Here is a 24,208-nt window from a genome sequence, read left to right as displayed (position 1 = left end):
CCGGCGCCGGCCCGGAGGCCAGCGTCACCAGCAGCGCGACGGCGGTAGCGAGGTTCAGTCCTCGTCTTGCCACGTCGTCGTCCCCATTTCGTTTAATTGTTCTTAGCGCGCCGCCCGGTAGTGCTTGTCCCGGTGCCTATCCCGGCTTAGGCCGCCTTGCGCCGCGGGCGCGCTCCCGCGCCGCCACGGCCCCGGCGTTCGAACCCGCCCGCCCCGGCCGGAGGAGTCGCCGGCGGAGTCACCGGCGGATCGGCCGGCCGCTCGCCCGGATAGGCTATCACTTCCGCAATTTCTCCGACGCGCGTCCATTCTATCGGGAAATCCGGCCCGCGCCTCGCCTGCCAGCGCTTGCCGTGGCCGAGCGGGTCCTGGTACCAGTCGTGCAAGTACGCGTTCGGCCCGCGCGTGGCCTTGGCCAGCGCTTCGACCGGCGCCTTCGGCACCCGGTCTTCGGTGAGCAGGCCGTTCTTTTCGAGGAAGGTATCGGTCAGCTGGGTATAGCAGAAACCGGACAGCGGACGGCAGGCGTGCAGCGCCGCCATCAGCTGCTCGTAGCGTGCCAGCAGTTCCTTGCCGTCCTTCGCCACCGAATAGCCCCAGCCCTTCTCCTCGGCCCCCTTCATCAGCGCGATGCCGCCGAACTCGGACAGGAACAGCGGCTTTCCGATGCCGTTGAAACCGTCGATGAGCAGGCGGCGCCGGTCGGGCTGCACGTGCTGCAGGGTGTAGGCGACGGCGTCGCGGCTGCCGTAGCGCTCCAGCAGGATCTTCGGGTCCTGCTCGTAGTCGTGCACGCAGACCAGGTCGCCGCACGGCATCTCCCAGCCGTCGTTGCCGACCACCGGGCGGGTACCGTCCAGCGCGCGCGTCATGTGGTACAGGGCGCGCACGAAGTCGACCTGGCGGCGGTCGTTCATCAGTTCCGGCACGCCCCAGGACTCGTTGGTCGGCACCCAGGCCACGATGCACGGGTGCGAGACGTCGCGCTCGACCAGCTCCTTCCACTCTTCCATCACACCGTGCACGGTGGCGCTGGAGAAGCCGTAGGCCGAGGGCATCTCGCCCCACACGCACAGGCCCAGCACGTCGCACCAGTAGAGCCAGCGCGGGTCTTCGGATTTCTGGTGCTTGCGCACGCCGTTGAAGCCGAGCCGCTTGATCAGGAGGACGTCATGGCGCAGCTGGTCGCTGGACGCCACCATCAGGCTGTCCGGCCAGTAGCCCTGGTCGAGCACCATCCGCAGGTAGTAGGGCCGGCTGTTCAGCACGAAGCGGTCGCCCTCGACGCCGACCGTGCGCAGCGCCGTGTAGCTCTGCACGCTGTCGATCAGGTTGCCGTCGGCGCTGCGGATCTCGACTTCGGCGTCGATCAGCTGCGGGCTTTCGGGACTCCACATCCACAGGGCGCGGGCGTCGTCGATGCCGGGGTCGGGCAACTGGAAGATGCGCGACAGGCGCGGGCCGGTCAGCAGGCAGCGGTCGGCCACCAGCAGCTTGTCGCCCAGCCGCAGCGTGACGTTCGCCATCCCGCCCTCGGGCACGTGGGCGACGTCGGCGTCGAGCCGGATCTGCCACGAGGCGACGTCGGCGGTCCAGCGCAGCTGGCTGACGTGGGCGCGCGGCACCTTCTCGATCCACACCGTGCGCCAGATCCCGCTGCTGCGCGGGTACCAGATCTTGTGCGGCTCCGGCTCCCAGTCCATCTTGCCGCGCGCCTTGTGCATGTCCTGCGGATCGTCCTCGGCCTGCACCACCACCTCGAGCAGCGAACCGTCGAGGTGGCGGCTGACGTCGATCGAGAACGGGCTGTGGCCGCCGTGGTGCTCGACCGCGAAGCGGCCGTTGACCCAGACCCGGGCCCGGTAGTTGACGGCGCCGAAGTGCAGCATCAGGCGCTCTTCGCGCGACGGCGCCATCGACGGATCGAGCTGGATCTGGCGCTTGTACCAGATGCGCCGGCGGTAGCCGCGGTCGTTCACGCCGCTGGCGCGCGCTTCGGGCGGATACGGGACGACGATGGTGCGGTCCCAGCTCACCTCGACCGGATCGGCGCACGCCGCCGTATCGTCGAGCATGGCCTGCCATGGGCCGTCCAGGCTGCGCCAGGTGGCGCGCCGCAGTTGGGGGCGGGGGTATTCCACGATGTGCTCCTTGTGTTCTTCTGAGCTTATTTAATGACCCGCCGTCCGCGAAAGCAAGCGCTTTCGCGCACCGTTACAAACGCTTTCACGCCCTGTGTTTTTATGGCGACAGGCTGCCGACGGCGACCCGGATGAAGGTGGCGCGCTGTCCCGCGCCGCCCATCGCGACGAGCCCCAGCCGGGCCTTGGCGCCGAGGCGGTGCACCCAGGTGCCGCCGCCGACCCAGGTGCGTCCGTCCTGGCTCGAATATGCCCTATAACGTTCCTGCCCCCCCTCCCGGTGGACATCGAGGCGCAGCCAGGTGGCGGCGCCGGGCGTGCCGACCACGGTATTGCCGTAGCGCGGGTGGTACTGCTCGACCGGCGCGACTTCCTTCGCGAACTCGACCTGGCGCAGGCCCTCGCGCGCCATCTCGACCAGCTTGACGTAGTTGTCGTCGTCGCGCATCACCACGAAGCCGGCCTGCACCGCGCTGGCGCAGCAGTCTTCCGGCGCGTCCAGTCTCAGCTCGGCCTCGATGCGGTAGTCGCCCGCCGGCAGCGACGCCTGCAGCACGCTGGCCGTGTTGCGGTCGATGTAGAGGTCGGCGTCCTGGGTGGCCATCACCAGCCCGCGGCCGGCCAGCGACCAGGCGTCCCGCGCGCGCGGGCGCAACCAGCTCCAGCGCGGGTTCAGCGTAGCGCCGCGGAAATCGTCGCTCCACAGCGGGCGCACGCGCGGCACGGCCGCCTGCTCCGCAAGCGGATGGGCGTCGGGCTGCGCGCCCTCGACGACGATCGGCGCCGCCATCGCCCGGTCGCTCGGCGCCAGTCCGCCGCCGGCCACCGGCCAGCCGTCGACCCAGTCGATGCGGTCGAGCAGGGCCACGCGCCGGGTCAGCTTGTCCTTGGCGCTGAAGAAGGCTTGGTTGACGTCGATGCCGTGGTAGATGGTCCACCACTGCCCGGCGGCATCAAGGAACACGGTGTTGTGGCCGACCCCGACCCAGCGGTTGCCGTTCTGGCCGAGCAGCGGCGTGCCGCCGGCGCGGCCCTTCGCCATGTCGTTGCCGAGCCGGTCGAGGAAGGGGCCTTCCGGGCTGCGCGCGCGGCCGACGTAGACCGCGTAGCCGGTCAGCGGTCCGTTGCAGCAGTCGGTGGCGGAGGCAAACAGGTACCACCAGCCGTCGTGGCGCTTGACTTCCGCGCCTTCGTAGCGGCCGGTCGCGCCCACCAGCACGGCCGCACCGATGGCGTGCAGGCCGTCGGCGCTCAGGCGCTGGACCGAGATGCCGCCGCCGTAGCTGCCGTAGTACAGGTATTTGCGGCCCTCGTCCTCGATCACTTTCGGGTCGAAGGTCCAGTGGAAACTGCAGCCGGGACCGGCGCGGCGCGGCATCACCACCGGCGTCGTGCTGGCACGCCAGGGGCCGGCCGGCGCGTCGGCGGTGGCGACGCCGATCGCGCTGTCGTTGGCGCAGCCGGGTTCCGGGCTGTGGGCGTCGACCACGTCGGTGACCGTGAAATACAGGTAGTAGCGGCCGTTCAGGTATTCGGGTTCCGGCGCCCACAGGCCGGAAGTCGGCGCGGCCAGCCCGGCCGGGCGGTCGGAGAAGGCGTCGGCCACGAAGTCCCAGTGCACCAGGTCGGTCGAGCGGTAGATCGGGATCATCCGGAAGTGCCAGCCGCCGTCCTTGCCCTGCGGGTCGCGTTCGCGCTTGCTGACCGGGTCGCTGGTGCAGTACAGGTACCAGGTAGGCTTGTCGGCACGCGGATCGCGCAGCACCGCCGGGTCGGCGCAGTTCTGCGCCGCTTCGCCGCTGGCCAGGCGCACACTGAGCGGATTGTGGTAGGCCCGGGTGGCGGAACCGGGTGCGGGATCGGCCGTGGCCAGCAGGGGCAGCGACAGCAGCGCGGCGAACAACTGCGCCGCCAGGGATCGGAACGGGTGCATGGGCGTCTCCGGGATTTTTGCCGAAGAGAATAGCGCAGCGTTCGGAGGCTTGTTGCACGTTTGGAAACCGCCAATCGGCGTCGTACCGGTCCCGGCCTGTGCGGGGAGTCGTTTCGGGCAATGCCCGGAACGACGTTCCGGCTACTCTGGTATCATGACGCCCTTTACCCCAGCCGTGCCGACGACGATGCAGACCAGGATTTCACGCCCTTTCCTCCCGGTTATCGCCTGCCTGCTGGCCGCAGTGGCCGGCAGCCCCGCGGCATGCGCCGCGGATGCCGACCTGAAGCCCTGGCCCGCGAAGCTGGCGACGCCGGTCCTGCGCCTCGCCGGCGTGGACGGCAAGGACTGGGACCTGGCCCGGCTGCGCGGCAAGGTGGTGGTGGTGAATTTCTGGGCCAGCTGGTGCGCCCCCTGCGTGGACGAGCTGCCGGTCCTGAATGCGCTGGCCCGGCGCGACCCGGCGAAGGTGGCGGTGGTCGGCGTGAACTACAAGGAGCCGCTCGACAGCGTCGAGCGCTTCTCGACCGCCCATCCGTTCGCCTACCCCGTGCTGCGCGACCGTTCCGGCGACATGTTCAAGGCCTGGACCGCCGGCGTGATGCCGACCACCATCCTGGTCGACCGCCAGGGCCGCGCACGCTGGCGCAGCGTGGGCGAGATCGGCGCCGGCGACACCCGCCTGCAGTCCGCGATCGACGCGCTGCTGGCCGAACAGCACGAATAACGAATAATCAACGACATCCGAATAGGAAGACCGATCATGGACGACACCAAACCTTCGAGCCGCCGCGCCCTCCTCAAGGCCGCCACCGGCGCGCTGCTGGCCGGCTCCCTGCCGCGCACCCTGCTGGCGCAGCCCCAGGCACAGGAACAGGAGCGCCACTTCGACCCGCGCCCGGGCGAGTGGAAGAGCTATGAAGTGGTGACCCGCGTGAACCTGCAGCGCGCGTCCGGTCCGTCGACGATCTGGGTGCCGCTGCCGGCGGTCGACACCGACTGGCAGCGCACGCTGTCGAACAACTGGTCGGGCAACGCCAAGTCGATGCGCGCCGGCGCCGACCCGCACTACGGCGCGCGCTTCCTGATGGCCGAATTCGACGGCAGCGCCCCGCCGCTGCTGGAAGTGGTTTCGCGCGTGCAGACGCGCGACCGCGCCGAGAACTGGAAGACCCGCACGCCGGGCGCCGAATCCGGCGAGGACCTGCGCCTGTGGCTGCAGCCGACCGACCTGATGCCGCTCGACGGCATCGTCAGGAAGACCGCGCTGCAGGTGACCTCGGGTGCGCGCACCGACGAAGACAAGGTCCAGCGCATCTACGACTGGATCGTGCTGAACACCTTCCGCGAACCGAAGGTGAAAGGCTGCGGTACCGGCGACATCAAGACCATGCTGGAGACCGGCAACTTCGGCGGCAAGTGCGCCGACCTGAACGGCCTGTTCGTCGGCCTGTGCCGTGCCGCCGGCGTGCCGGCGCGCGATGTCTACGGCATCCGCATCGCCCCGAGCGCCTTCGGCTACAAGGAGCTGGGCGGCAAGCCGGCATCCCTGCAGGGCGCTCAGCACTGCCGCGCCGAGGTCTACCTGAAGCAGCACGGCTGGGTCGCGATGGATCCGGCCGACGTCGCCAAGGTGATGCGCCAGGAGACCCCGAACTGGATCAAGGACCCCGACCACCCGCTGGTGGCGCCGGTCAAGCAGGCCCTGTTCGGCGGCTGGGAAGGCAACTGGATGGGCTATAACTTCGCCCACGACGTGCGCCTGCCCGGCTCGCAGGCGGGCAAGGTCGGCTTCCTGATGTACCCGCAGGCGGAAAACCGCGGCGAGCCCTACGACACGCTGGCGCCGGACAGCTTCGCGTACACCATCACGGCGCGCGCCATCTGAGCCGGAACCGACGATGAGCCAAGCACCCGAGCGCAAGGCTGGCGGCCTGCTCGCCTTTGCCGTACTGGCGTCGATCCTGGCCTCGACCTGCTGCGTGCTGCCGCTGGCGCTGGTGCTGGTCGGGATCACCGGCGCCTGGATGGTGCACCTGACGGCGCTCAAGCCGCTGACGCCCTACGCCATCGCGCTGACCGTGGGCGCGCTGGGCTGGGCCGGCTGGCTGCTGTTCCGCCCGGCGGCAAGCTGCGCGGTCGACGACCGCGACTGCGCCACCACCCGGCCGGCGATGCGCAAGCTGTTCCTCGGCTGCGCCGTGTTCATCGGCCTGCTGCTGGGCTTCCCGCTGATCGCTCCCCTGTTCTATTGAGACCACGACCATGAAAACGCTGAAAGCCCTGTCCCTGATCACCCTTGCCTGCGCCGCGCCCCTCGCGCTGGCCACGCCGCAGACCGTCAAGCTGAACGTGCCGACCATGGATTGCGCCACCTGCCCGATCACCATCAAGGCCGCCCTGGCCAAGGTGCCGGGCGTGACGAAGGTGCAGGTCAGCTACGAAAAGCGCGAAGCGGTGATCGTCTATGACGACGCCCAGGCCAGCGTCGCCGACTTGAAGAAGGCGACCGAGGAAGTCGGCTATCCCTCGATGCTGAAGACCGTACGCTGACGGCAATTAGCTGATCGCAGGAAAGAAGTATTCCCGCCGTAATAGTTTGGAACAATTTCGTTACGTGCGCGGCCATATGCGGGATTACGATTCCTGCATGAACTTTACTTTTTCATCACACGATACCGGTGCCTGCGCGGTCAAGCTGTGGGCAAGCGGACGCTACGGATTCTCTTTGCCGAAGAAGGTGGACATCGTAGCTCCGGACGGCGACACCGTCACATTTCTGTACTACAACCGGAAGGTCCGGCTCACGGCCGAGCTCAGCAACCGCGCGATCGTGAAGATCGCGATTGCCCACTACCTGGCCGGCGCGGGGCGCGACGGCGAACCGGTCGAGATCGACCCCGCCACCGCCCCCTACGAAGGAGAACTGACGCCGGTGCGCTCGACCACGCCGCGCGCACCGTTGCGGGTCAGGCCGGGCAGGCTGCACGCCCGCCTGCGGCCGGAGCACCAGGGCGAGCCTGCCTGGGCGGACCGATAACAAGGACGAGGCGACCATGCGACACCAGTTCACACCCGGACAGATCCGCATGCTCATCCAGCGAGCGGAAACCCAATTCGAACACACGATCGCCCAATCGCTGGCGCTCGACCCCGGCGGCAAGCATATCGCGCGCACCCTGCACGCGCCGGTGCACGAGACCGTGGTCGGCCTGATCAAGCTGTTCCGCGACCAGATCCCCGGCGCGGCCGCGGTGGCGACCCAGCTCGCCCGCCTCTACGCCAAGGGCGCGGATGCGGCGGCCGGGGCGCCGACCCTGGACTGCCTGCGCCGCATCGCCGAGCTGACGCGCGAGGCGCGCGAGCACTACCTGCCGACGCCGCAGCCCAGCGATTTGTGATTGCCAGTCAAAAATCCCTGGCGGACACCACGTAGCCGCTCGCTTCGAGCCGGACGGCGCCTCAACCCGCGCTCAGGTGCTCGTACAGAATCAGGCCGCCGATCGCGATCAGCACCAGCCCGCCGACCAGTTCGGCGCGCTTGCCGACCAGGTGGCCCAGGCCGCGGCCCAGCATCACGCCCAGCGTCACCATGATGAAGGTCGCCAGCCCGATCGCGCCGGCGGTGGTGAAGATGTTGGCGTCGATGAAGGCCAGGCTGGCGCCCACCACCATCGCGTCGATGCTGGTGGCGAAGCCGGTGATCGCCAGCAGCCAGAACGAATGGCTGCTCGGCTTTTCCTGTTCCTCCTCGTCCGCAGTCAGGCTGGCGTGGATCATGCGCAGGCCGAGCACGCCCAGCAGGGTGAAGGCGATCCAGTGGTCCCAGGCTTCCACATAGGGCGCCGCGACCCTCCCCAGGGCCCAGCCGACGAGCGGGGTCAGGCCCTCGATCACGCCGAAGATCAGGCCGGTGCGCAGGGCTTCCTTGAGTTGGGGGCGGTGCAGGGCTGCGCCCTTGCCGATGGCGACGGCGAAGGCGTCGGTGGACATCGCAAGCGCGATGGCTAGCGTGGCGGCTACATTCATGGTTTCTCGCTGGCCGGGCAATGACGAAGGCATGCCGCACGGCCCGGTCAAAAGCGTGCGGTATGCCAAAGGTCTTGCCAACCGATGCGGCTGCCCGTACCACGTCGCTGTGTATCGCTGTGTATATCAGCGGCGACGAGTATGTTGATACGGGAACTTCCGGAGGACGGAAGCAGGCTACTCCCCAATGGGTGCCGCCATGATACCCGATAACTGCTCAGCCGAACAGCTTGCCCGCCGTCTTCGCCACCAGGTCGCCCTGGAAGCGCGCCCCTTCGAGCTCCAGTTCGCTGGGCTGGCGCTGGCCCTGGCCGCCGGCGATGGTGCTGGCGCCGTAGGGGCTGCCGCCGGTGATCTCGTCGAGCGTCATCTGGCCGGCGAAGCTGTTCGGCAGGCCGACCACCACCATGCCGAGGTGCAGCAGGTTGGTAATGATCGAGAACTGGGTGGTCTCCTGGCCGCCGTGCTGGGTCGCGGTCGAGGTAAACGCGGCGCCGACCTTGCCATGCAGGGCGCCGCGCGCCCACAGTCCGCCGGTCTGGTCGAGGAAGGCCGCCATCTGCGAGGCCATGCGTCCGTAGCGGGTCGGCGTGCCGATGATGATCGCGTCGTAGCCGGGCAACTCGTCGACCGTGGCGACCGGCGCCTGCTGGTCGAGCTTGAAGTGGGCCGGGCCGGCGATGTGCTCGGGCACCGTCTCCGGCACCCGCTTGAGCTCGACCGTGGCGCCGGCCGCGCGCGCGCCTTCCGCGACCGCCTCCGCCATCCGCTCGATGTGACCGTAGGTGGAGTAATACAGAACCAGTACTTTCGCCATGGCGTGCCCTCCCGTGAATGATGGATGTGGGCGCCATGCTATCCGAAAGCGACACGGCGGGACGCGCGCCAGAAAGCCGAGCGGTGGTTTGTGTATAGAAGTACAATGCCGCCCGTCAGCAACTATTTCCTCAGCATGAAAGCGCGTACCTACCTGATCCTGATGGCGGCCGCGATCCTGGTGCCGGCGGCGCTGGTCGCGTCCGCGGGCCTGTCGCGGCTGCTGGACTCGGAACGGGAATCGCGCATCCGCAGCGTGCAGGAGACGGGGCGCGCCACCGCACTGTTGATCGACCGCGAAATCGCGGTGGCCGAGGCCTCGCTGCGCGGCATCGTCAACTCCGAAGCGCTGCGCCGCGGCGACTTCGCCCAGCTGCACCGCGAGGCCAGCGCAATGAACGCCGCCACGCCCTGGTCCTGGACCCTGCTGATGCACCGCAGCGGCAAGCCGATGCTCAACACCCTGGTGCCGTGGGGGGCGCCGCTTCCGGTGTTTTCGGCAAAGTGGGTCGGCGAGGTCTACGACACCCAGAACACCCGCGTGTCCGGGTATTTTTTCGGCACCCTGGCGCACCGCCCCACGATTTCGGTGGACGTGCCTGTCCCGCGCAGGTTCGGCGAACCCTATGTGGTCAGCCAGATCTTTGACGCCAGCTACTTCGCGCGGGTGTTCCGCGATCCCGCCATCGGGCCCGGCTGGGTGATCACGATCTTCGACGCCAACGGCATCGCGATCGCGCGCAACCGCAACGCCGAGGAGCTGGTCGGCAAGCCGGTGCGCCCCGAGCTGTACCGCGCCTCGCGGCGCCAGCCGAACGGCATCGTGCGCCACACGACCCTCGACGGGATCGACGTCTACAGCGTCTATACACGCGCCCCGCTGTCCGGCTGGACCCTGGCGATCGGCGTGCCGGCGCCCGAGATCGAAGCCCGGGCGCGCACCGCGACCGTGTACGCGGCCCTGTCCCTGCTGGGGATGATGGGACTGGCGACCGCGATTGCCGTGTTCCTCGCCAAGCGCCTGTCGATGTCCTTGGACCAGGCGCGCACGGCGGCCCAGGCACTGGCCAGCGGCGCCGCGCCGCCGTGCGCGCCGACCCGGGTCGCTGAAGTCGACATGCTGCTGGACGGCCTGCGCCACACCAGCGCCGACCTGGCGCGCGAGCGCGGCGCCCGCCAGCGCCTGCAGGACGAACGCGAAGCCCTGCTGCGCAGCGAACACGAGGCGCGGCGCCAGGCCGAAGCCCAGAGCAAGGCCAAGGACAGCTTCCTTGCCATGCTGGGCCACGAGCTGCGCAATCCGCTGGCGGCGATCGCCGGCGCGATCCAGGCGCTCGACCTGCCGGACGTGAAGCCGGAACTGGCGCAGCACGCGCGCGCGATCGGCCGGCGCCAGGTGTGCCACCTCACCCGCATCGTCGACGACCTGCTCGACGTGCGCCGCATCCTGTCCGGCAAGGTCGACCTGCGGCGCGGCCGCCTCGACGCCGGCGCCCTGCTGCACCGCTGCTGCGAGACGCGCACGCTGGCCGACGCCGGCGCCCACGCCTGGCAGGTCGATGCCGCCAGCCTGTGGATCGACGCCGACCCGACACGCCTCGAACAGATCTTCGACAACCTGCTGCACAACGCGATCAAGTACACGCCGCAGGGCGGCACGATCGCGGTGCGCGCCCATGCCGACGGCGGCGACGCCGTGATCGAGGTGAGCGACACCGGGGTCGGCATCGATGCCGACACCCTGCCGACGATCTTCGACGCGCTGGTGCAGGGTCCGACCGGGATCGACCGCGCCCAAGGCGGCCTCGGGCTGGGCCTGGCGCTGGTGCGTGAACTCACGGCACTGCACGGCGGCAGCGCGGCCGCCTACAGCGCCGGGCCTGACATGGGCAGCACCTTCACTTTGCGCTTTCCGCTGGCGGAGGCGCCGGCCCAGGTTCCTGGATAGGCCTGTCCGAGATATCCTACGTCGCTCTCGCCTGTTTTCCGATTGTCCGCTCCGGTGAGCGGCTTACCATGGGGTTTTCGGCACAGACAAGGAGCGATTATGCCAAGTAACCAGGAATACAAGGGTAAAGGCATGAAGGGCCGCAACTATGACGAATTGAGCGGCGTCGGCACCAGTAGCGCCGGCAAGACCGGCACCACGGGCAACCTCAACGACGGTGGCCGCGATGGCGGCGTCGGCGCACCCGACCTCTCCGACTCGGGCAACCTGCAATCGGGCAACACCGGCCAGCCGGGCGGAACACCCGCCCAGGGCAATTCGCAGCGCGGCCAGGCCGGCCAGCAAGGAGGAAATCTGAATCAGCAATCCGGCAACATGGGTAACATGAGCAACCAGCAACAGGGAGGCAGACAGCAAAGCGGCAACCGCCAGAGCGGCCAGCAGGGCAGCCAGGGCGGGCAGAGCGGCCAGCAGCGGGGCCAGCGCCAGCAGGGACAGAATCGGCTGAGCGAGGACGACTCCGGCGCCGACGATCAACTGTAAGCATCATCCACCCATGCGGCGGGCGCCCTGCCCGCCGTGCTCTCCTTTTGTGCGCGCACCGGCGTTGCGTATTCGCCGCAAAGATTCCGCACAAGGAGAATGTTGCCGTGTGGAATGATATACTTGGGCATCAAGTCTTACCCGCCCTGCATACCCCTCGCAATCCCAGGCACGCGCAGCCCGCGTCCGGTCACCCTGAACGACACCACGACATGAACGCGCCGATTTCCCTCGCAGAGGCCCACCGCGCCCACTTCGACAACGCCTTCGACCTGATGGCCGTGCTCGACCGCGCCGGCCGGATCCTGCGCGTGAACGCCGCCGCCGTCGAGGTTCTCGGCTACGGGCCTGCCGAACTGCTGGGCCGTCCCTGCCGCGAACTGGTGCTCGAGGCCGACCGCGCCGCGCTGGACGGCCTGTGGGATGCGGCCTGCGCCGGTATCCCCTGCCGCGACCGCGAACTGCGCTGGCACCGGCGCGACGGCCGTACGGTCTGCCTGGCGCTGTCGGTACGCTGGTCGGCCGCCGAGGAGCTGGGCTACGCCAGCGCGCGCGACGTCACCGAATTCCGCGCCGCCCAGGAAGAACTGCAGCGCTCGCGCGAGCGCATGAATGGCATGCTGGAAAGCATCGGCGACGCCTTCTTTGCCGTCGACCGCGACTGGCGCATCATCTACGCCAACGGCAAGGCCGCCAGTTTCGTGAACGTCGAGCTGAGTTCCAGCATCGGGCGGCCGCTGCTGGAAGTGGCGCCGGACCTCGCCGGCACGGCCGTGCTGGAGCAATACCGCAAGGCGATGGACGGCGGCCAGCCGACCAGTATCGAAGCCTACTGGGAACCGTCCGGCGCCTGGTTCGAGGCACGTGCTTATCCGACCCCGGACGGCCTGTCGGTCTACTTCCACGACATCACCGAGAAGCGCCTGGCCGAGGAAGCGGTGCGCAAGAGCGAACAGCGCTTCCGCAACCTGTTCCAGCAGGCCGGCGACAGCATCCTGATCGCCGACCACGAGCTGAACATCGTCGCCGCCAACGGCCGCGCCTGCGCCCACTTCGGCTACACGGAGGACGAGCTGGTGGGCCTGCCCGTGCACGACATCGACAGCAACTACGTGTATGGACCGCAGCTGCTGGAGACGCTGCGCCAGGGGCAGACCCACCTGCTGCGCATCCTCAAGCGCCGCAAGGACGGCAGCACTTTCCCGGCCGAGGTGCATGTCTCGCGCTTCGAGGACGGCGGCCAGGAATTCTTCCAGGCGATCATACGCGACCTGACCGAGCGCGAGGAAGCCGAGCGCCAGCTGCGCGAGAGCGAGCAGCGCTTCCGCGAAGTGATCGAGATGACGCCGGCCGGCTACCTGCTGGCCAGCGCCGACGAGCGCATTCTCGACGTCAACCCCGCCCTGTGCGCCCTCTCCGGCTACGCCCGCCAGACCCTGGTCGGCACGCGCCTGGCGCAGCTGTTCAGGGTGTTTCCCTGGGACAGGCTGGAAGCGGAGCATTCCGGGCACGCCTCCCTGCACGGGGCCGAGGCGGTGCTGCAGCATGCCGACGGCCGCCTGCTGCACGTGCTGCTGAACGGCAGCGCGCACTGCGACGCCGACGGCAGCTTCGCGTCCTTCACCGGCCTGCTGACCGACATCACCGACCGCAAGCAGGCCGAGCACCGCCTGCAGGAACTCGCGACCCACGACACCCTGACCGGGCTGCCGAACCGCGCCCTGCTGCACGAACGCCTGCAGCGCATGCTCGAAGCCTGCGCGCCGGGCGCTTCGATCGCGGTGATGTTCCTCGACCTCGACCGCTTCAAGGAGGTCAACGACTCCTTCGGCCACGAGCATGGCGACGTCCTGCTGTGCGAAGTGGCGGCGCGCCTGCGCAGGGTGCTGCGACCTGGCGACGTCGTGGCGCGCCTGGGCGGCGACGAATTCGTGGTGGCGGCCGAATGCAAGGGCGGCGCAGTGTGCGGCGCCGAAGCGGCGGCCGCGATCGCCGCCAAGCTGCTCGAAGTCCTGACCCTGCCGGTGACGGTCGGGGCCCAGGACGTGGTGGTCGGCGCCTCGATCGGCATCAGCATGTACCCGCGCGATGCGGCCACGCGCGAACTGCTGTTCCAGACCGCGGACACGGCGATGTACCGCGCCAAGGCGGAAGGCCGCAACCGCTACCGCTTCTTCGAGGCCGAGATGACGGTGGCGGCGCGCGCCCGCATGGGGCTCGAACTGTCGCTGCGGCCGGCGCTGGCGCGCGCGGAATTCGAACTGCACTACCAGCCGCGGGTCGACCTGCGCAACATGGCGGTGGTCGGCATGGAAGCGCTGATCCGCTGGCGCCATCCGCAGCAGGGCATGGTGCCGCCGCAGCAATTCATCGGCATCGCCGAGGAGACCGGACTCATCGTTCCGATCGGGCGCTGGGTGCTGCGCGAGGCCTGCCGCCAGACGCGCCGCCTGGTCGACGAATTCGGGCGTCCGATCCGGGTCTCGGTCAATGTCTCGGCGCGCCAGCTGGCGCAGCCGGGCTTCGTGGCCGAGGTGCGCCAGGCGCTGGACGACGCCGGGCTGGCGCCGTCCGCGCTCGAACTGGAGCTGACCGAAAGCGCGCTGATCGAAGACCTGGAACGCACCGCCGCGATGCTGGGCGAGCTGCAAGCGATCGGGGTGAAGCTCGCGGTGGACGACTTCGGCACCGGCTATTCCGGCCTGGCCTACCTGCGGCGCCTGCCGATCGACGTGCTCAAGCTGGACCGCTCCTTCGTCCTGCAGGACGACGGCCGCATCAGTGCCTTCGATTTCGTCAAGGCCTTCGTCGACATGGCGCACGCGCTGCAGCTGTCGGTGGTGGCGGAAGGCGTGGAAACCACCGAGGTGCTGGACTTCCTGCGCGCTGCCTCCTGCGACGAAGCGCAGGGCTACCTGCTGGGCCGTCCGTTGCCGCTGGAAGGACTGCGCGCGCTGCTCGGCGCGTGATCAGAGCGCGCAGTCCTGGCCCGCTGCTTCGCCCGCTCCGGCCGCCCGTTGCGGCGGATCGGCCACCAGCAGCGCCAGCCTGCCGTCCAGCGCCTCGAAGCGCAGCGGCAGCGCCAGCTTGCAGATCTCGCCGTCGACCGCGACCTTGACCCGGCGCCGTCCGGACAGCAGCGGCGCGCGCACCGTCATGCTGCGGAAGGCAAAGGCCACCACGTCCTCGGCCTGGCCCAGGCGCCCGAGCGCGCCGCGCAGCAGCAGGCCGAGCATGCGCCAGCGCCCGACCGGACGCGGCGCGATCGCCGCCAGCCGCCCTTCCTCGACCGCGTGGTCGAGCGGCTGCATGCCGACCTGCCGCATCTGCAGGCGGTTGTTGCCGACGAACAGGGTCGGGGTGCGCAGGCGCCGGGACTCGCCGTCCAGCTCGAGCGCAATACGCAGGTTGCGGTGCCGCCCCAGCGCCGTCTTCAGCGCCGACAGCAGGGCCACCACGCGGCTGCGCCCGAACTGCCGCTTGTCGTGCTCGCGCTCCTCGAGCAGGCGCGGGTACAGGCCGACGCTGGCGTTCACCAGGAAGCTGCGCTGGTTGACCATCCCGATCTGCACGTGCCGCACGCGGGCGCGCAGCAGCGCGTGCACGGCCTGGCGCAGGTCTTCGGGGATGCCGTGGGTACGGCCGAAATAATTGAAAGTGCCCTGGGGCAGTACGCCGAACACGCAGCCGTGCCGTACCGCCTCGTGCGCGACCGCGTTCAGGGTGCCGTCGCCGCCGGCCGCCACCAGGATCGCGCCCTCGCGCGCGGCGCGCGCCGCCGTCCGGGCCGCGGTCTCGGGCAATCGTGCGCCGTCGTGCACGATCTCCAGCACGCAGGTCCGGCCCGCGGCTTCCAGGACCTCGCGGATGGTGGCGCAGCGCAGCTCGGTGTCGGTATGGCCCGAGCCGGCGTTCAGCACGACGTGGAAGGGCGCATCGGGCCGGGGATCCTGCTTCGCCATCGTGATTGCTTCCTCCTCTATCTGCTGTCTTTTCAGCATAACAGCTCCGAAAGGAGGACCGTTCCCGCTTGCCGCCCGGACACACCGGGCCAAGTCGGGATTACTTCGTGACGGCGATCTGGGTGCGGTGGCCGCCCTTGAAGGTATACAGGGTGATGGTGCCGTCGCGGATGTCGCCGTGCGGGTCGAAAGCGATGTTGCCGGTCACGCCCTTGTAGTGGATCTTCGCCAGCTCGGGCAGGTATTTCGCCGGCGCCGACGAACCGGCCTTGTTCATCGCCTCGGCCAGGATCAGGGTCGCGTCGTACGAATACGGCGCGATGATCTGGACGTCGATGCCGAAGCGCTTGCGGTAGGCGGCGCGGAAGTTGTCCATGCCGGCCTTGCCCGCCGCCTCGACGCCGCCCGCTTCCGCGCACACGACCTGGCCATCGGCCATGGTGCCGCCGGACAGCTTGTGCATCTCGTCCGAGCAGATGCCGTCGCCGCCCATCATCTTGACGTTCAGGCCGAGCTGCTTCATCTGGCGCAGCATCGGGCCGGCCACCGCGTTCATCCCGCCGAAGAAGACCAGGTCCGGATTGCTGGCACGGATGCGGGTCAGGATCGCGGAGAAGTCGGTCGCCTTGTCGTTGGTGAACTCCTTGGCCACCACGTTCACGCCCTGCTGGCGCAGGCCGTTGACGAACTCCGTGACCAGGCCCTGGCCGTAGGCGGTGCGGTCGTCGATCACGGCGACCCGCTTGGCCGCCATGCTCTTGACGGCGTAGCGGCCCAGCGCGCGGCCGAGCTGGATGTCGTTGGCGACCACCCGGAAGGCGGTATTGAAACCCTGCAGCGTGTACTTGGGGTTGGTGGACGAGGCCGTGATCTGCGGGATGCCGGCATCGTAGTAGATCTTCGAGGCCGGGATCGTGGTGCCGGAAGTCTCGTGGCCGATCACCCCGTTGACCCTGGCATCGGCCAGCTTCTGGGCCGCGGCGGTGGCCTGCTTCGGATCGCCGCCGTCGTCTTCGGCTGCGAGCTCCCATTTGACCTTGCGCCCGCCGATCGTGGCGCCGCGCGCGTTCAGTGCCTCGATCGCCATGCGGACACCGTTTTCGCTGTCCTTGCCGAAGTGGGCCACCGGTCCGGTCATGGCGGCCACGTGGCCGATCCGGACGACTTCCTGGGCCGGCGCCAGGCCGGCGGCCGACAGTGCCGCGAGGGCAAACGCGTACTTCTTCATTCCATCCTCATCTAAATAAGTGATTCTATATAACCAAACCATAAGGGTACAGCGAACGGCGTTAACAGACAAGGTTTGCAGGGCAACATTGGCCTTTCACCCGGCGTTTCGGGCACAATCCTCGTCATGCATCCTGACCCGTCTTTCCCGCCGCTGCCGCCGATGTCCGGCGCGACCCTGCTGCGTGCCCTGTTCAAGCGGCCGGCGCCCCCCGCTGCCGCCACTGGCTGCGCGACGACCCGCTACCGGCTCGGCCGCATCGACAGCGCGCAGCTGGCGCGCTACCGGGCCGCCCTCGGTTTCACGGGCAGCCACCTGCCGCTGACCTACTGCTACCTGCTGGCCCAGCGCGCCCACCTGGCGACCATGTTGGGCGCATCCTTCCCGTTCCGGCTGGTGGGCGCGATCCACGTCGAGAATGCGCTGCGCGCCGGCATCCCGCCCGGCGCCGACCGTCCGCTCGCGCTGCTGACCGAGGTGCGGGTCGGGCCGCCGGCCGGGAACGGAGCCGTGCACGCGCTGCTGGACACCCGCGCGACCCAGGACGGCGCCCTGGTGTTCGCCTGCGCCAGCACCTACCTGGTGGTGCGCGGACGGCGCGGCGGCGCCCGCCACCCTCCGTCTGCCGCGCCGGCACCGGCAGCGGTCGCCGGCTGGCGGCTGGGGTCCGCCAGCGGCCGCGACTATGCGGCGCTGTCCGGCGACTGGAATCCGATCCACCTGTGGCCCTGGTCGGCGCGCCTGATGGGCCTGAAGGCGCCGATCATCCACGGCATGCACACCATGGGCCGCGCCTGCGCCGAGCTGGAACGGGCCGGCGGGCGCCCGCTTACCCGGCTGGGCGGGCGCTTCCGCGCGCCGATTCACCTCGGCAGCGACGTGGCGCTCGCGGCGGACCTGGAAGCCGGGCGCTACACCGTCGAGGCCGGCGGCCGCATCGCCGTCGCGGGTGAGTTCAGCTTTGATTCATCTCAAACTATGCAATGTGCATGATCGACTATACTGAATAGGTTGGGCCTATTCATGGGGAGTCAACCATGTACAAACGCATTCTGATACCGACCGACGGCGCCGCCCCCTCGCAGCGCGCGATATTGGCCGGCGTCGAGTTTGCCCGCGAGGTGGGCGCCGAGGTCGTGGGCCTGACCGCCACGCCCGCCTTCCACGTATTGAGCACCGACAGCGAGATGCTGGAAGAGACACCGGAGCAGTTCGCCGCCGTCAGCGAGGCGCGCGCCCGGCGCATCCTTGCCGACGTCGAGAACGCCGCGCAAGAGGCCGGCGTGCCCTGCCGCACTGAGCATGCCGTCGACGACGACCCCTACGCCGCCATCATCGCCGCCGCCCAGCGCCTGGGCTGCGACCTGATCGTGATGGCCTCGCACGGACGCCGCGGCCTCAAGGGCGTGCTGCTGGGCAGCGAAACCCAGAAAGTGCTGGTGCACAGCACGATCCCGGTGCTGGTCCATCGCTGAGCCGCCATGTACAAGCGCATCCTCGTTCCCACCGACGGCACCGAATTGTGCAGTGCCGCCCTCGCCACCGCCCTCGAACTGGCGACGCTGGGCGGCGGTTCCATCGTCGGCTTTCATGCCGGGCCACCCGACCGCCTGGGGCCGCTGGCCGAGGAGGATGCGGTACGCGCCGCCTGGCTGGCCGAACGCGAACAGGCCGGCACCGATGCCCTGTCCTGGATCGCGCGCCGCGCCAGCGAAGCCGGCGTCCCTTGCGAAACCCTGATGATCCACCACGAGAGCCCGGCCGCCGCGATCGTCGAGACGGCGCGCGACCGCCATTGCGACCTGATCGTGATGGCCTCGCACGGGCACGCGGGCCTCGGCGCGAACCTGCGCGCGCGCCTGCTCGGCAGCGAGACCTGGAAGGTGCTCAGCCTGTGCGCTATCCCGGTGCTGGTGGTGCGCGGTCCGTCGAACGCACCATGAGCACGGCTACCAGCGGCGGACCAGCGCGAACGACAGACCGCGCTCATCCCCGCCGCCGGCGGCGGAACGGGAGAAGCTCGCGCCGATCTTGCCGCCCCACTGCGGGGTAAAGTAGCGCACCCAGGCGACACCGCCGCCGCCCGAGCGGGCGCGTCCACCCACCAGGCTGAGCGGATCGTCGCTGCGGCCGCTGTTGGCACTCAGCTCCAGGTAGTTATCGGCGTCGCCGGCGTAGTACCAGCGCGCCAGCAAGCGTTCGCCGGTGCTGTGCGAGCCCGCCGACACGATGGCCTGGTGGCGCAGCTGGACATAGTAGTTGCCGATGTATCTGGCGAGGCTGGCGCCGTAGATGTTGACGCGCGCGCCAAAGCCCAGCACGTCGTCGCTGAGCGAGGCTTCCCAGCCCTGGCCGAGCGCCTGCCAGACCTCGACGCGACCGGCGTTGGCGGGAAACAGGCGGCTGCCGGCGGCGTGCTGGTAGCGCAGGTTGGCATAGGCGCCGCGCCACAGGCCGGTGTAGGCGTCTAGCGCCCAGGCGGCGTCGTGGCGGCCGAAGCGCTGCGCGCGCAGGGCCTCGAAGGCGAGCGAGCCGGCCGGCAGGTAATGGCGCACGCTGGCGGTCTGGTCGTTCCACCGGGGGCCGTTGCCGACCTCGGTCCAGCCCGAAGACAGGCTGGCGGCCCAGCTGGCGCCGGCCGGATTGACCGCATCCGGGTTGCCGGCGGACGGGACCGGCGGGCGCGGCTGCAGCTCGGCCAGCAGGCCATCGATCTCGCCGGCGTCGCCGCCGAGGGCAGGTGCCCGCTCCAGGTCGGCGCGCGCCTGGGCCGCATGGCCGAGGGCGCGGTGCGCGCGTGCCCGCGCGAGCAGCGCGTGCGGGTCGTTCGGGCGCAGCGCCGCCAGGCGCTCATAGGCATCCAGCGCCCTGGCCGCTTGTCCGCTCCAGCGGTAGGTATTGCCCAAGGCTTCCCAGGCGTCGGCGTAGTCGGGCGAGGCCTTCACCGCCGCGCCCAGGTCGGCCTCGGCCTCGCGCCAGCGTCCGAGGCGCGCATGGACGATGCCGCGGCTCAGCAGCACGTCGGCATTGCCCGGCGAGCAGGTCAGCAGCGCCGAGTACGCGGCCAGCGCCAGTTCCGGCTGGCCGCCGCTGGCCAAGGCGCGGGCCTTGGCGTACTGGTCGTCGAAGGATGTTGCGCTGGCGGACTGGACCTGTGAGGGCGGATCGGACGGAAGCTGGAAATCGATGGGCATGAATGTGAAAGCGGCAAGGAGCGACGAGGCGCGGCGGTCGCGCGCAGGCGAAACTGTGCCGGACTGGCTCTATTGCGTCAAGGAAACCACCCTTCCGCATCTACTTCTGTCGCGCAAATCCGTCAATTTTTGCTGCAAGCCTAGCAAGCCGCGTGCTCAGGCAATCCACCGCTCAGCGGCGTGAGCTTGCCGAGCGTCGACGGATAGGCGACAGGGTTGCGGCGGGGCGGCGCTCGGCTTCGGGCTGAAGCCGCTGGCGCAGGGAGGTGTTGCGGGAGACTCAGCTGCCTGCGATCGGGCTGCCGAACAGGCCGACGGCGAGTTCGGCCCAGACCAGCACCAGGGTCAGCAGCAGCCCGCCGCCGATCGCCCTGCGCTGCGGCGCGGTGCGCAGCTTGCGGGCCAGCAGGACGTACAGGCTACCGATGCCCGCCAGCAGTAGGCCGGCGACGGCGAAGTCGAGCGGCCCCCAGTTCACTTCACGGGTGAAGCGCATCGCTACCAGCGGCACCAGCAGGATCGCGCCGGCCCCCAGCAGGACCCGGCGCACATCCCTTGCCAGGCTGGCCTTGTCCCGGGTGCGGTCACCTGGCTGCCGTGCGCGCATGCCTGTCTCCGGTGAAGCCGTCTCAGAGCGGCAGGCCGGACTTGGCCAGGGCCATCGCCACCGGCAGGGCGCACAGCACGAGCACGACCCCGATGCGGACACGGCGGGCGCGTTGCTTGTGCTGCGAAAAACGTGAGAGGCGGAAACCTTTATCGGTGCTCATGACATCCCTTTCTAGTGCGTTATCTATATTGAATCATAATACGATTGCCAAAAAAGGCGCGCCACGGATGCTTCCAGAAAAACCACAAGCGTTGTTATAGCGCAAGCGCCTCTGTCGCCCCCTCGCAACAAGCCTTTCCTATCGGCCTCTGCAATACCGACTTTCGCGCCCTGCTCCTGCGCTATCATGCGTTTCCGATAATCATGAGAGGATGGGATGCAAGAACGGCTGAATCTCGAAAGCATGAAGGATGTGCTCGCCCTCGCCGTGCGCGACGCGCCTTTCGAGACCCTGACGGCCAGCCTGCTGCAGGCTGCCTGCCGCCTGACCGGCCAGGCCACGATGGCGGCCATCTACGTGGCCGTCCCCCGCGAGAACGAACTGGAACTGGCCGCGTCGATCGGCATGGACCAGGGCCTGGCTGCTGCCCTCGCCCGCCTGCCGATCGGCGCCGACGCAGCCGCTTGCGGGCGCGCCGCCCACCTGCGCCAGGCGGTGGTCGTCGGCGACCTGGCGGCCGAACCGCGGATGGCGCCATGGCTGCCGCTGGCGCGGACGCATGGCGTCAACGCCTGCTGGTCGTACCCGCTGCACGCGCCGGGCGGCGTCGTGATCGGCACGCTGGCCTTCTACCGCCGCGCGCCCGGACTCCCCGGCCCCGGCCTGGCGGACGACATCGCCTATTTCGCCGACCTCGCCGCCCTGGTCGTGCAGCGCCACCTGCGCGAACGCGACAGCGAGCAGCGCGACGCCCTGGCCCGGGAGCACCTGGCCATGGTCGCCGCCGAATCCGAGCGCCGGCGCCGGCTCTACGAGGCAGTCCTGTCGGCCACCCCCGACCTGGTCTATGTGTTCGACCTGGAACACCGCTTCGCCTACGCCAACGCGGTGTTGCTGCAGATGTGGGGCAAGACCTGGGACGAGGCGATCGGCAAGAACTGCCTGGAGCTGGGCTACCCCGGCTGGCACGCCGAGATGCACGGCCGCGAGATCGAGCAGGTCAAGGCGACCAGGCGCCCGGTCCGTGGCGAGGTCCCCTTCGACGGCACCTTCGGACGCCGCATGTACGAATACATTCTGGTGCCGGTGCTGGGACCGGACGGCGAAGTCGAGGCGGTCGCCGGCACCACCCGCGACGTCACCGAGCGCAAGCAGTCCGAGGACGAGCTGCTGGCCAGCGAGCAGCGCTTCCGCACGATCACCAACGCGATGCCGCAGATGGTCTGGACCGCCCTGCCGGACGGCAGCATCGACTACCACAACGACCAGTTTGACGAGTTCGTCGGCCTGGCGCCGGGCGCGGTCGAGGGCACGAGCTGGGCCGAGGCGGTGCTGCATCCGGAAGACCGCCAGGCCGGGCGCGAAATCTGGCAGCGCAGCGTGGCGCGCGGCGAACCCTACGAGATGACCTACCGCCTGCGCCACCACAGCGGCGAATTCCGCTGGATCCTGGCGCGCGCCCTGCCGCTGCGCGACGCCGGCGGCGCCATCGTCAAGTGGCTGGGCACCGACACCGACATCCACGAAAAGAAGTTGGCCGAGGATGCACTGCAGGACGCCAACCAGCGCAAGGACGAGTTCCTGGCGATGCTGGCCCACGAACTGCGCAATCCGCTGGCACCGATCAGCGCCGCCGCCCAGGTGCTGCGCATCGCTCCCGCCGACCCGGACAAGGTGCGCGGTTTCGCCGAGGTGATCGGGCGCCAGGTCAATCACATGACTTCGCTGGTGAACGACCTGCTGGACGTCTCGCGGGTCACGCGCGGGATGGTGCAGTACGAGAAGGCAGACGTCGACCTGCGCAGCGTGATCATGAGCGCCGTCGAGCAGCTTGGCCCGCTGCTCGAGGCACGCCGCCATGCCCTCTCGCTCGACCTGGGGCCGGACGCCGCCCACCTCACCGTGCGCGGCGACCGCGCACGTCTGATCCAGGTGTTCGCCAACCTGCTGGCCAACGCCGCCAAGTACACCGCCGCCGGCGGGCGCATCGCGGTGGCGCTGGAGACGGCGGGCACCGGCGCACGGGTGCGGGTGAGCGACAACGGCAGCGGCATCGAAGCTTCCCTGCTGCCGCACGTGTTCGACCTGTTCACCCAGGGCGCGCGTACGCCGGACCGCGCCCAGGGCGGCCTCGGCCTGGGCCTGGCGCTGGCACGCACCATCGCGCTCGCGCATGGCGGGATGATCCATGCGCACAGCGAGGGGGCCGGCCAGGGCAGCAGCTTCACCGTCGAGCTGCCGCTGGCCACCTCCGAAGGCGCCGTCAGCGCCGGGGCCGATGGCGGCGGCGCGGCATCGGCCGGGGCGCCGCTGTCGCTGATGCTGGTCGACGACAACGTCGACGCCGTCACCATGCTGGCCGCCCTGCTGGCCGCGGCCGGCCACAAGGTCGAGAGCTTCAGCGACCCGCGCAGCGCGCTGGCGGCGGCGCCGGCGGCGGCACCGGACGCCTTCATCCTCGACATCGGCATGCCGGGCGTGGACGGCTACGAGCTGGCGCGCCGCCTGCGCGCGCACCCGGCATGCCGCGGCGCCCTGTATGTGGCCCTCACCGGCTACGGCCAGCAGGGCGACCGCGAGCTGACCCGCCAGGCCGGCTTCGACCACCACTTCGTCAAGCCGGTCGACGCCGGCCAGCTGCTCGCGGCCCTGCGCCAGCGCGCGCCGCGCGCGGGCTAGCCGGTGCCCTTCCGGCCGGCCGCGCTGTTCCTCAATCGAAGCGCCACACGACGGCCGAGGCGTCGTCGGCCTGCTTGACGGCCAGGTCGGTGCCGGCGCCGGCCGCGTGTTCGTGGGCGCGCAGCCCGGCCAGCATGGCGTCCAGGCCGTCGCGCGCGCAGCCCCGGGCCAGGCTGGCATCGCTGTGCAGGCCGTAGGGATGGACCAGCCGGTAAAAGCCGTCCGTCATCACCAGCAGCACCGCGCCGGATTCGGCCCGTACCGAATAGCGGCGCGCGGCGAACGAACCGGCGGGCATCAGGCACAGGGACTGCGGCATCGGCGCCGTGTTCTGCTCTTCGCGGCGGCGCCTCAGCATGGGCAGCAGGCGCTCGCGGCGCTCGGCCGGATCGCCGACGCCTTCGCCGGCCAATGCGGCGATGGCCTTCTGCAGCACCGCTTCCTGCGGATTCACCCAGGGATCGAGGTCCTGCACGCTGCCGTCCGGCCGCAGCAGCAGGGTCTTGCAGTCGCCCAGGCAGTAGACGATCAGCTCGGACGCACCGTGTCCGGGCAGGATGCGGATCCAGGTCATGGCCGCGATCGGCCAGGCATACACCGGCACCGCCAGCCCTGCGGTGTGCCAGTGAAAATCGGTGCGCACCGCTTCGAGCGCAGTGCGCACCGCCTGTTCCTGGGGGCAGCGGCCGGTCAGGGCGTCGCCGAAGGCGGCGCTGAAACGGCGCACGAACCAGGCCACGTCGCCGGCCTGGTGGTCGATGTAATTCCGGCTCGCCACCGACGTGGCGCCGTCCAGCACCACGATGTCGGCGACGTGCCCTTGCTCGAATACCGCCACATGATCCTCGTTGGCGTGGCCGCCGCCGCCCGAGGACACTGAAGTCCAGCCCATTGCATTGCTCCCGAATATATTGCCTTAACTATAGAACAATTTCCGGAGAGATGCATAATCAGCCTCGGCTTGG

23 protein-coding genes are annotated in these 24,208 nt (G+C 69.6%); 13 read left to right on the top strand and 10 right to left on the bottom strand.

Annotated features, from left to right (window positions below):
- Positions 1-146: 146 nt before the first annotated feature.
- Both ACI48D_RS16730 and ACI48D_RS16725 read right to left on the bottom strand, forming a co-directional pair.
- Positions 147-2,141, bottom strand: a complete 1,995-nt coding sequence (locus ACI48D_RS16730; RefSeq protein WP_435572366.1) for a glycoside hydrolase family 2 TIM barrel-domain containing protein — start codon at positions 2,139-2,141, stop codon at positions 147-149.
- A gap of 100 nt (positions 2,142-2,241) precedes the next feature.
- Positions 2,242-4,074: a family 43 glycosylhydrolase gene (locus tag ACI48D_RS16725; protein WP_435572365.1), complete on the bottom strand. Its 1,833-nt coding sequence runs from the start codon at positions 4,072-4,074 to the stop codon at positions 2,242-2,244.
- Between the two features lie 154 nt (positions 4,075-4,228).
- On the opposite strand from ACI48D_RS16725, the gene ACI48D_RS16720 reads away from it, so the two are divergent.
- The 6 genes from ACI48D_RS16720 to ACI48D_RS16695 all read left to right on the top strand — a co-directional run bounded on the left by ACI48D_RS16720 (position 4,229) and on the right by ACI48D_RS16695 (position 7,475).
- A complete protein-coding gene (locus ACI48D_RS16720; protein ID WP_435572364.1) occupies positions 4,229-4,801 on the top strand; it encodes a redoxin family protein in 573 nt (190 codons plus the stop codon).
- A 36-nt stretch (positions 4,802-4,837) separates the two neighbouring features.
- Positions 4,838-5,962 carry a transglutaminase-like domain-containing protein gene (locus ACI48D_RS16715; RefSeq protein ID WP_435572363.1) on the top strand — a complete coding sequence of 375 codons (1,125 nt, stop codon included), beginning with the start codon at positions 4,838-4,840 and terminating at the stop codon, positions 5,960-5,962.
- Positions 5,963-5,975: 13 nt separating this feature from the next.
- Positions 5,976-6,329 carry a mercuric transporter MerT family protein gene (locus ACI48D_RS16710; protein ID WP_435572362.1) on the top strand — a complete coding sequence of 118 codons (354 nt, stop codon included), beginning with the start codon at positions 5,976-5,978 and terminating at the stop codon, positions 6,327-6,329.
- Between the two features lie 10 nt (positions 6,330-6,339).
- A complete protein-coding gene (gene merP, locus ACI48D_RS16705) occupies positions 6,340-6,627 on the top strand; it encodes a mercury resistance system periplasmic binding protein MerP (RefSeq protein ID WP_435572361.1) in 288 nt (95 codons plus the stop codon).
- Between the two features lie 97 nt (positions 6,628-6,724).
- Positions 6,725-7,114 (top strand): hypothetical protein, encoded by a 390-nt coding sequence (locus tag ACI48D_RS16700; protein WP_435572360.1) that lies wholly within the window; start codon positions 6,725-6,727, stop codon positions 7,112-7,114.
- A gap of 16 nt (positions 7,115-7,130) precedes the next feature.
- On the top strand, positions 7,131-7,475 hold the full coding sequence (locus ACI48D_RS16695) for a hypothetical protein (RefSeq protein ID WP_435572359.1): 345 nt from the start codon (positions 7,131-7,133) through the stop codon (positions 7,473-7,475).
- Positions 7,476-7,536: 61 nt separating this feature from the next.
- Here ACI48D_RS16695 and mntP read toward each other — a convergent pair whose 3' ends face one another.
- Positions 7,537-8,103, bottom strand: a complete 567-nt coding sequence (gene mntP, locus ACI48D_RS16690) for a manganese efflux pump MntP (RefSeq protein WP_435572358.1) — start codon at positions 8,101-8,103, stop codon at positions 7,537-7,539.
- A gap of 217 nt (positions 8,104-8,320) precedes the next feature.
- Entirely contained in the window at positions 8,321-8,920 is a 600-nt protein-coding gene (gene wrbA, locus ACI48D_RS16685) for an NAD(P)H:quinone oxidoreductase (protein WP_435572357.1), read from the bottom strand.
- A 135-nt stretch (positions 8,921-9,055) separates the two neighbouring features.
- On the opposite strand from wrbA, the gene ACI48D_RS16680 reads away from it, so the two are divergent.
- The 3 genes from ACI48D_RS16680 (at position 9,056) to ACI48D_RS16670 (ending at position 14,379) form a co-directional block, all read left to right on the top strand.
- Positions 9,056-10,867: an ATP-binding protein gene (locus ACI48D_RS16680; RefSeq protein WP_435572356.1), complete on the top strand. Its 1,812-nt coding sequence runs from the start codon at positions 9,056-9,058 to the stop codon at positions 10,865-10,867.
- Between the two features lie 99 nt (positions 10,868-10,966).
- Positions 10,967-11,410 carry a hypothetical protein gene (locus tag ACI48D_RS16675; RefSeq protein WP_435572355.1) on the top strand — a complete coding sequence of 148 codons (444 nt, stop codon included), beginning with the start codon at positions 10,967-10,969 and terminating at the stop codon, positions 11,408-11,410.
- A gap of 212 nt (positions 11,411-11,622) precedes the next feature.
- Complete coding sequence (locus ACI48D_RS16670) at positions 11,623-14,379, top strand: EAL domain-containing protein (RefSeq protein WP_435572354.1); 2,757 nt, start codon at positions 11,623-11,625, stop codon at positions 14,377-14,379.
- Here the strand turns inward: ACI48D_RS16670 and ACI48D_RS16665 are convergent, their stop codons facing one another.
- Both ACI48D_RS16665 and ACI48D_RS16660 read right to left on the bottom strand, forming a co-directional pair.
- Positions 14,380-15,372: a diacylglycerol/lipid kinase family protein gene (locus tag ACI48D_RS16665; RefSeq protein ID WP_435572369.1), complete on the bottom strand. Its 993-nt coding sequence runs from the start codon at positions 15,370-15,372 to the stop codon at positions 14,380-14,382.
- Positions 15,373-15,472: 100 nt separating this feature from the next.
- On the bottom strand, positions 15,473-16,600 hold the full coding sequence (locus tag ACI48D_RS16660) for a branched-chain amino acid ABC transporter substrate-binding protein (protein ID WP_435572353.1): 1,128 nt from the start codon (positions 16,598-16,600) through the stop codon (positions 15,473-15,475).
- A gap of 126 nt (positions 16,601-16,726) precedes the next feature.
- On the opposite strand from ACI48D_RS16660, the gene ACI48D_RS16655 reads away from it, so the two are divergent.
- From ACI48D_RS16655 to ACI48D_RS16645, 3 genes are read left to right on the top strand one after another with little or no spacing between them, the layout of a single operon-like run.
- Positions 16,727-17,593, top strand: a complete 867-nt coding sequence (locus ACI48D_RS16655) for a MaoC/PaaZ C-terminal domain-containing protein (RefSeq protein ID WP_435572352.1) — start codon at positions 16,727-16,729, stop codon at positions 17,591-17,593.
- Positions 17,594-17,637: 44 nt separating this feature from the next.
- Positions 17,638-18,075 (top strand): universal stress protein, encoded by a 438-nt coding sequence (locus tag ACI48D_RS16650; RefSeq protein ID WP_435572351.1) that lies wholly within the window; start codon positions 17,638-17,640, stop codon positions 18,073-18,075.
- A gap of 6 nt (positions 18,076-18,081) precedes the next feature.
- Positions 18,082-18,543 carry a universal stress protein gene (locus ACI48D_RS16645; protein WP_435572350.1) on the top strand — a complete coding sequence of 154 codons (462 nt, stop codon included), beginning with the start codon at positions 18,082-18,084 and terminating at the stop codon, positions 18,541-18,543.
- 6 nt (positions 18,544-18,549) lie between these two features.
- Here the strand turns inward: ACI48D_RS16645 and ACI48D_RS16640 are convergent, their stop codons facing one another.
- The 3 genes from ACI48D_RS16640 to ACI48D_RS16630 form a co-directional block, all read right to left on the bottom strand.
- Positions 18,550-19,794 (bottom strand): YaiO family outer membrane beta-barrel protein, encoded by a 1,245-nt coding sequence (locus ACI48D_RS16640; RefSeq protein WP_435572349.1) that lies wholly within the window; start codon positions 19,792-19,794, stop codon positions 18,550-18,552.
- Positions 19,795-20,074: 280 nt separating this feature from the next.
- Positions 20,075-20,401: a hypothetical protein gene (locus tag ACI48D_RS16635; protein WP_435572348.1), complete on the bottom strand. Its 327-nt coding sequence runs from the start codon at positions 20,399-20,401 to the stop codon at positions 20,075-20,077.
- 22 nt (positions 20,402-20,423) lie between these two features.
- Positions 20,424-20,564 carry a hypothetical protein gene (locus tag ACI48D_RS16630; protein WP_435572347.1) on the bottom strand — a complete coding sequence of 47 codons (141 nt, stop codon included), beginning with the start codon at positions 20,562-20,564 and terminating at the stop codon, positions 20,424-20,426.
- A 216-nt stretch (positions 20,565-20,780) separates the two neighbouring features.
- Here ACI48D_RS16630 and ACI48D_RS16625 point away from each other — a divergent pair, with 216 nt between their 5' ends.
- A complete protein-coding gene (locus ACI48D_RS16625) occupies positions 20,781-23,243 on the top strand; it encodes a PAS domain S-box protein (RefSeq protein ID WP_435572346.1) in 2,463 nt (820 codons plus the stop codon).
- Positions 23,244-23,274: 31 nt separating this feature from the next.
- Here ACI48D_RS16625 and ACI48D_RS16620 read toward each other — a convergent pair whose 3' ends face one another.
- Positions 23,275-24,135 carry a protein phosphatase 2C domain-containing protein gene (locus ACI48D_RS16620; RefSeq protein ID WP_435572345.1) on the bottom strand — a complete coding sequence of 287 codons (861 nt, stop codon included), beginning with the start codon at positions 24,133-24,135 and terminating at the stop codon, positions 23,275-23,277.
- Positions 24,136-24,208 lie beyond the last annotated feature (73 nt).

This window comes from Massilia sp. LXY-6 (assembly GCF_051233485.1).
Classification (GTDB): Bacteria; Pseudomonadota; Gammaproteobacteria; order Burkholderiales; family Burkholderiaceae_D; genus Telluria.
Note: the sequence above shows the minus strand (reverse complement) of the source record. Positions and strands in the feature narration are given on the sequence as shown.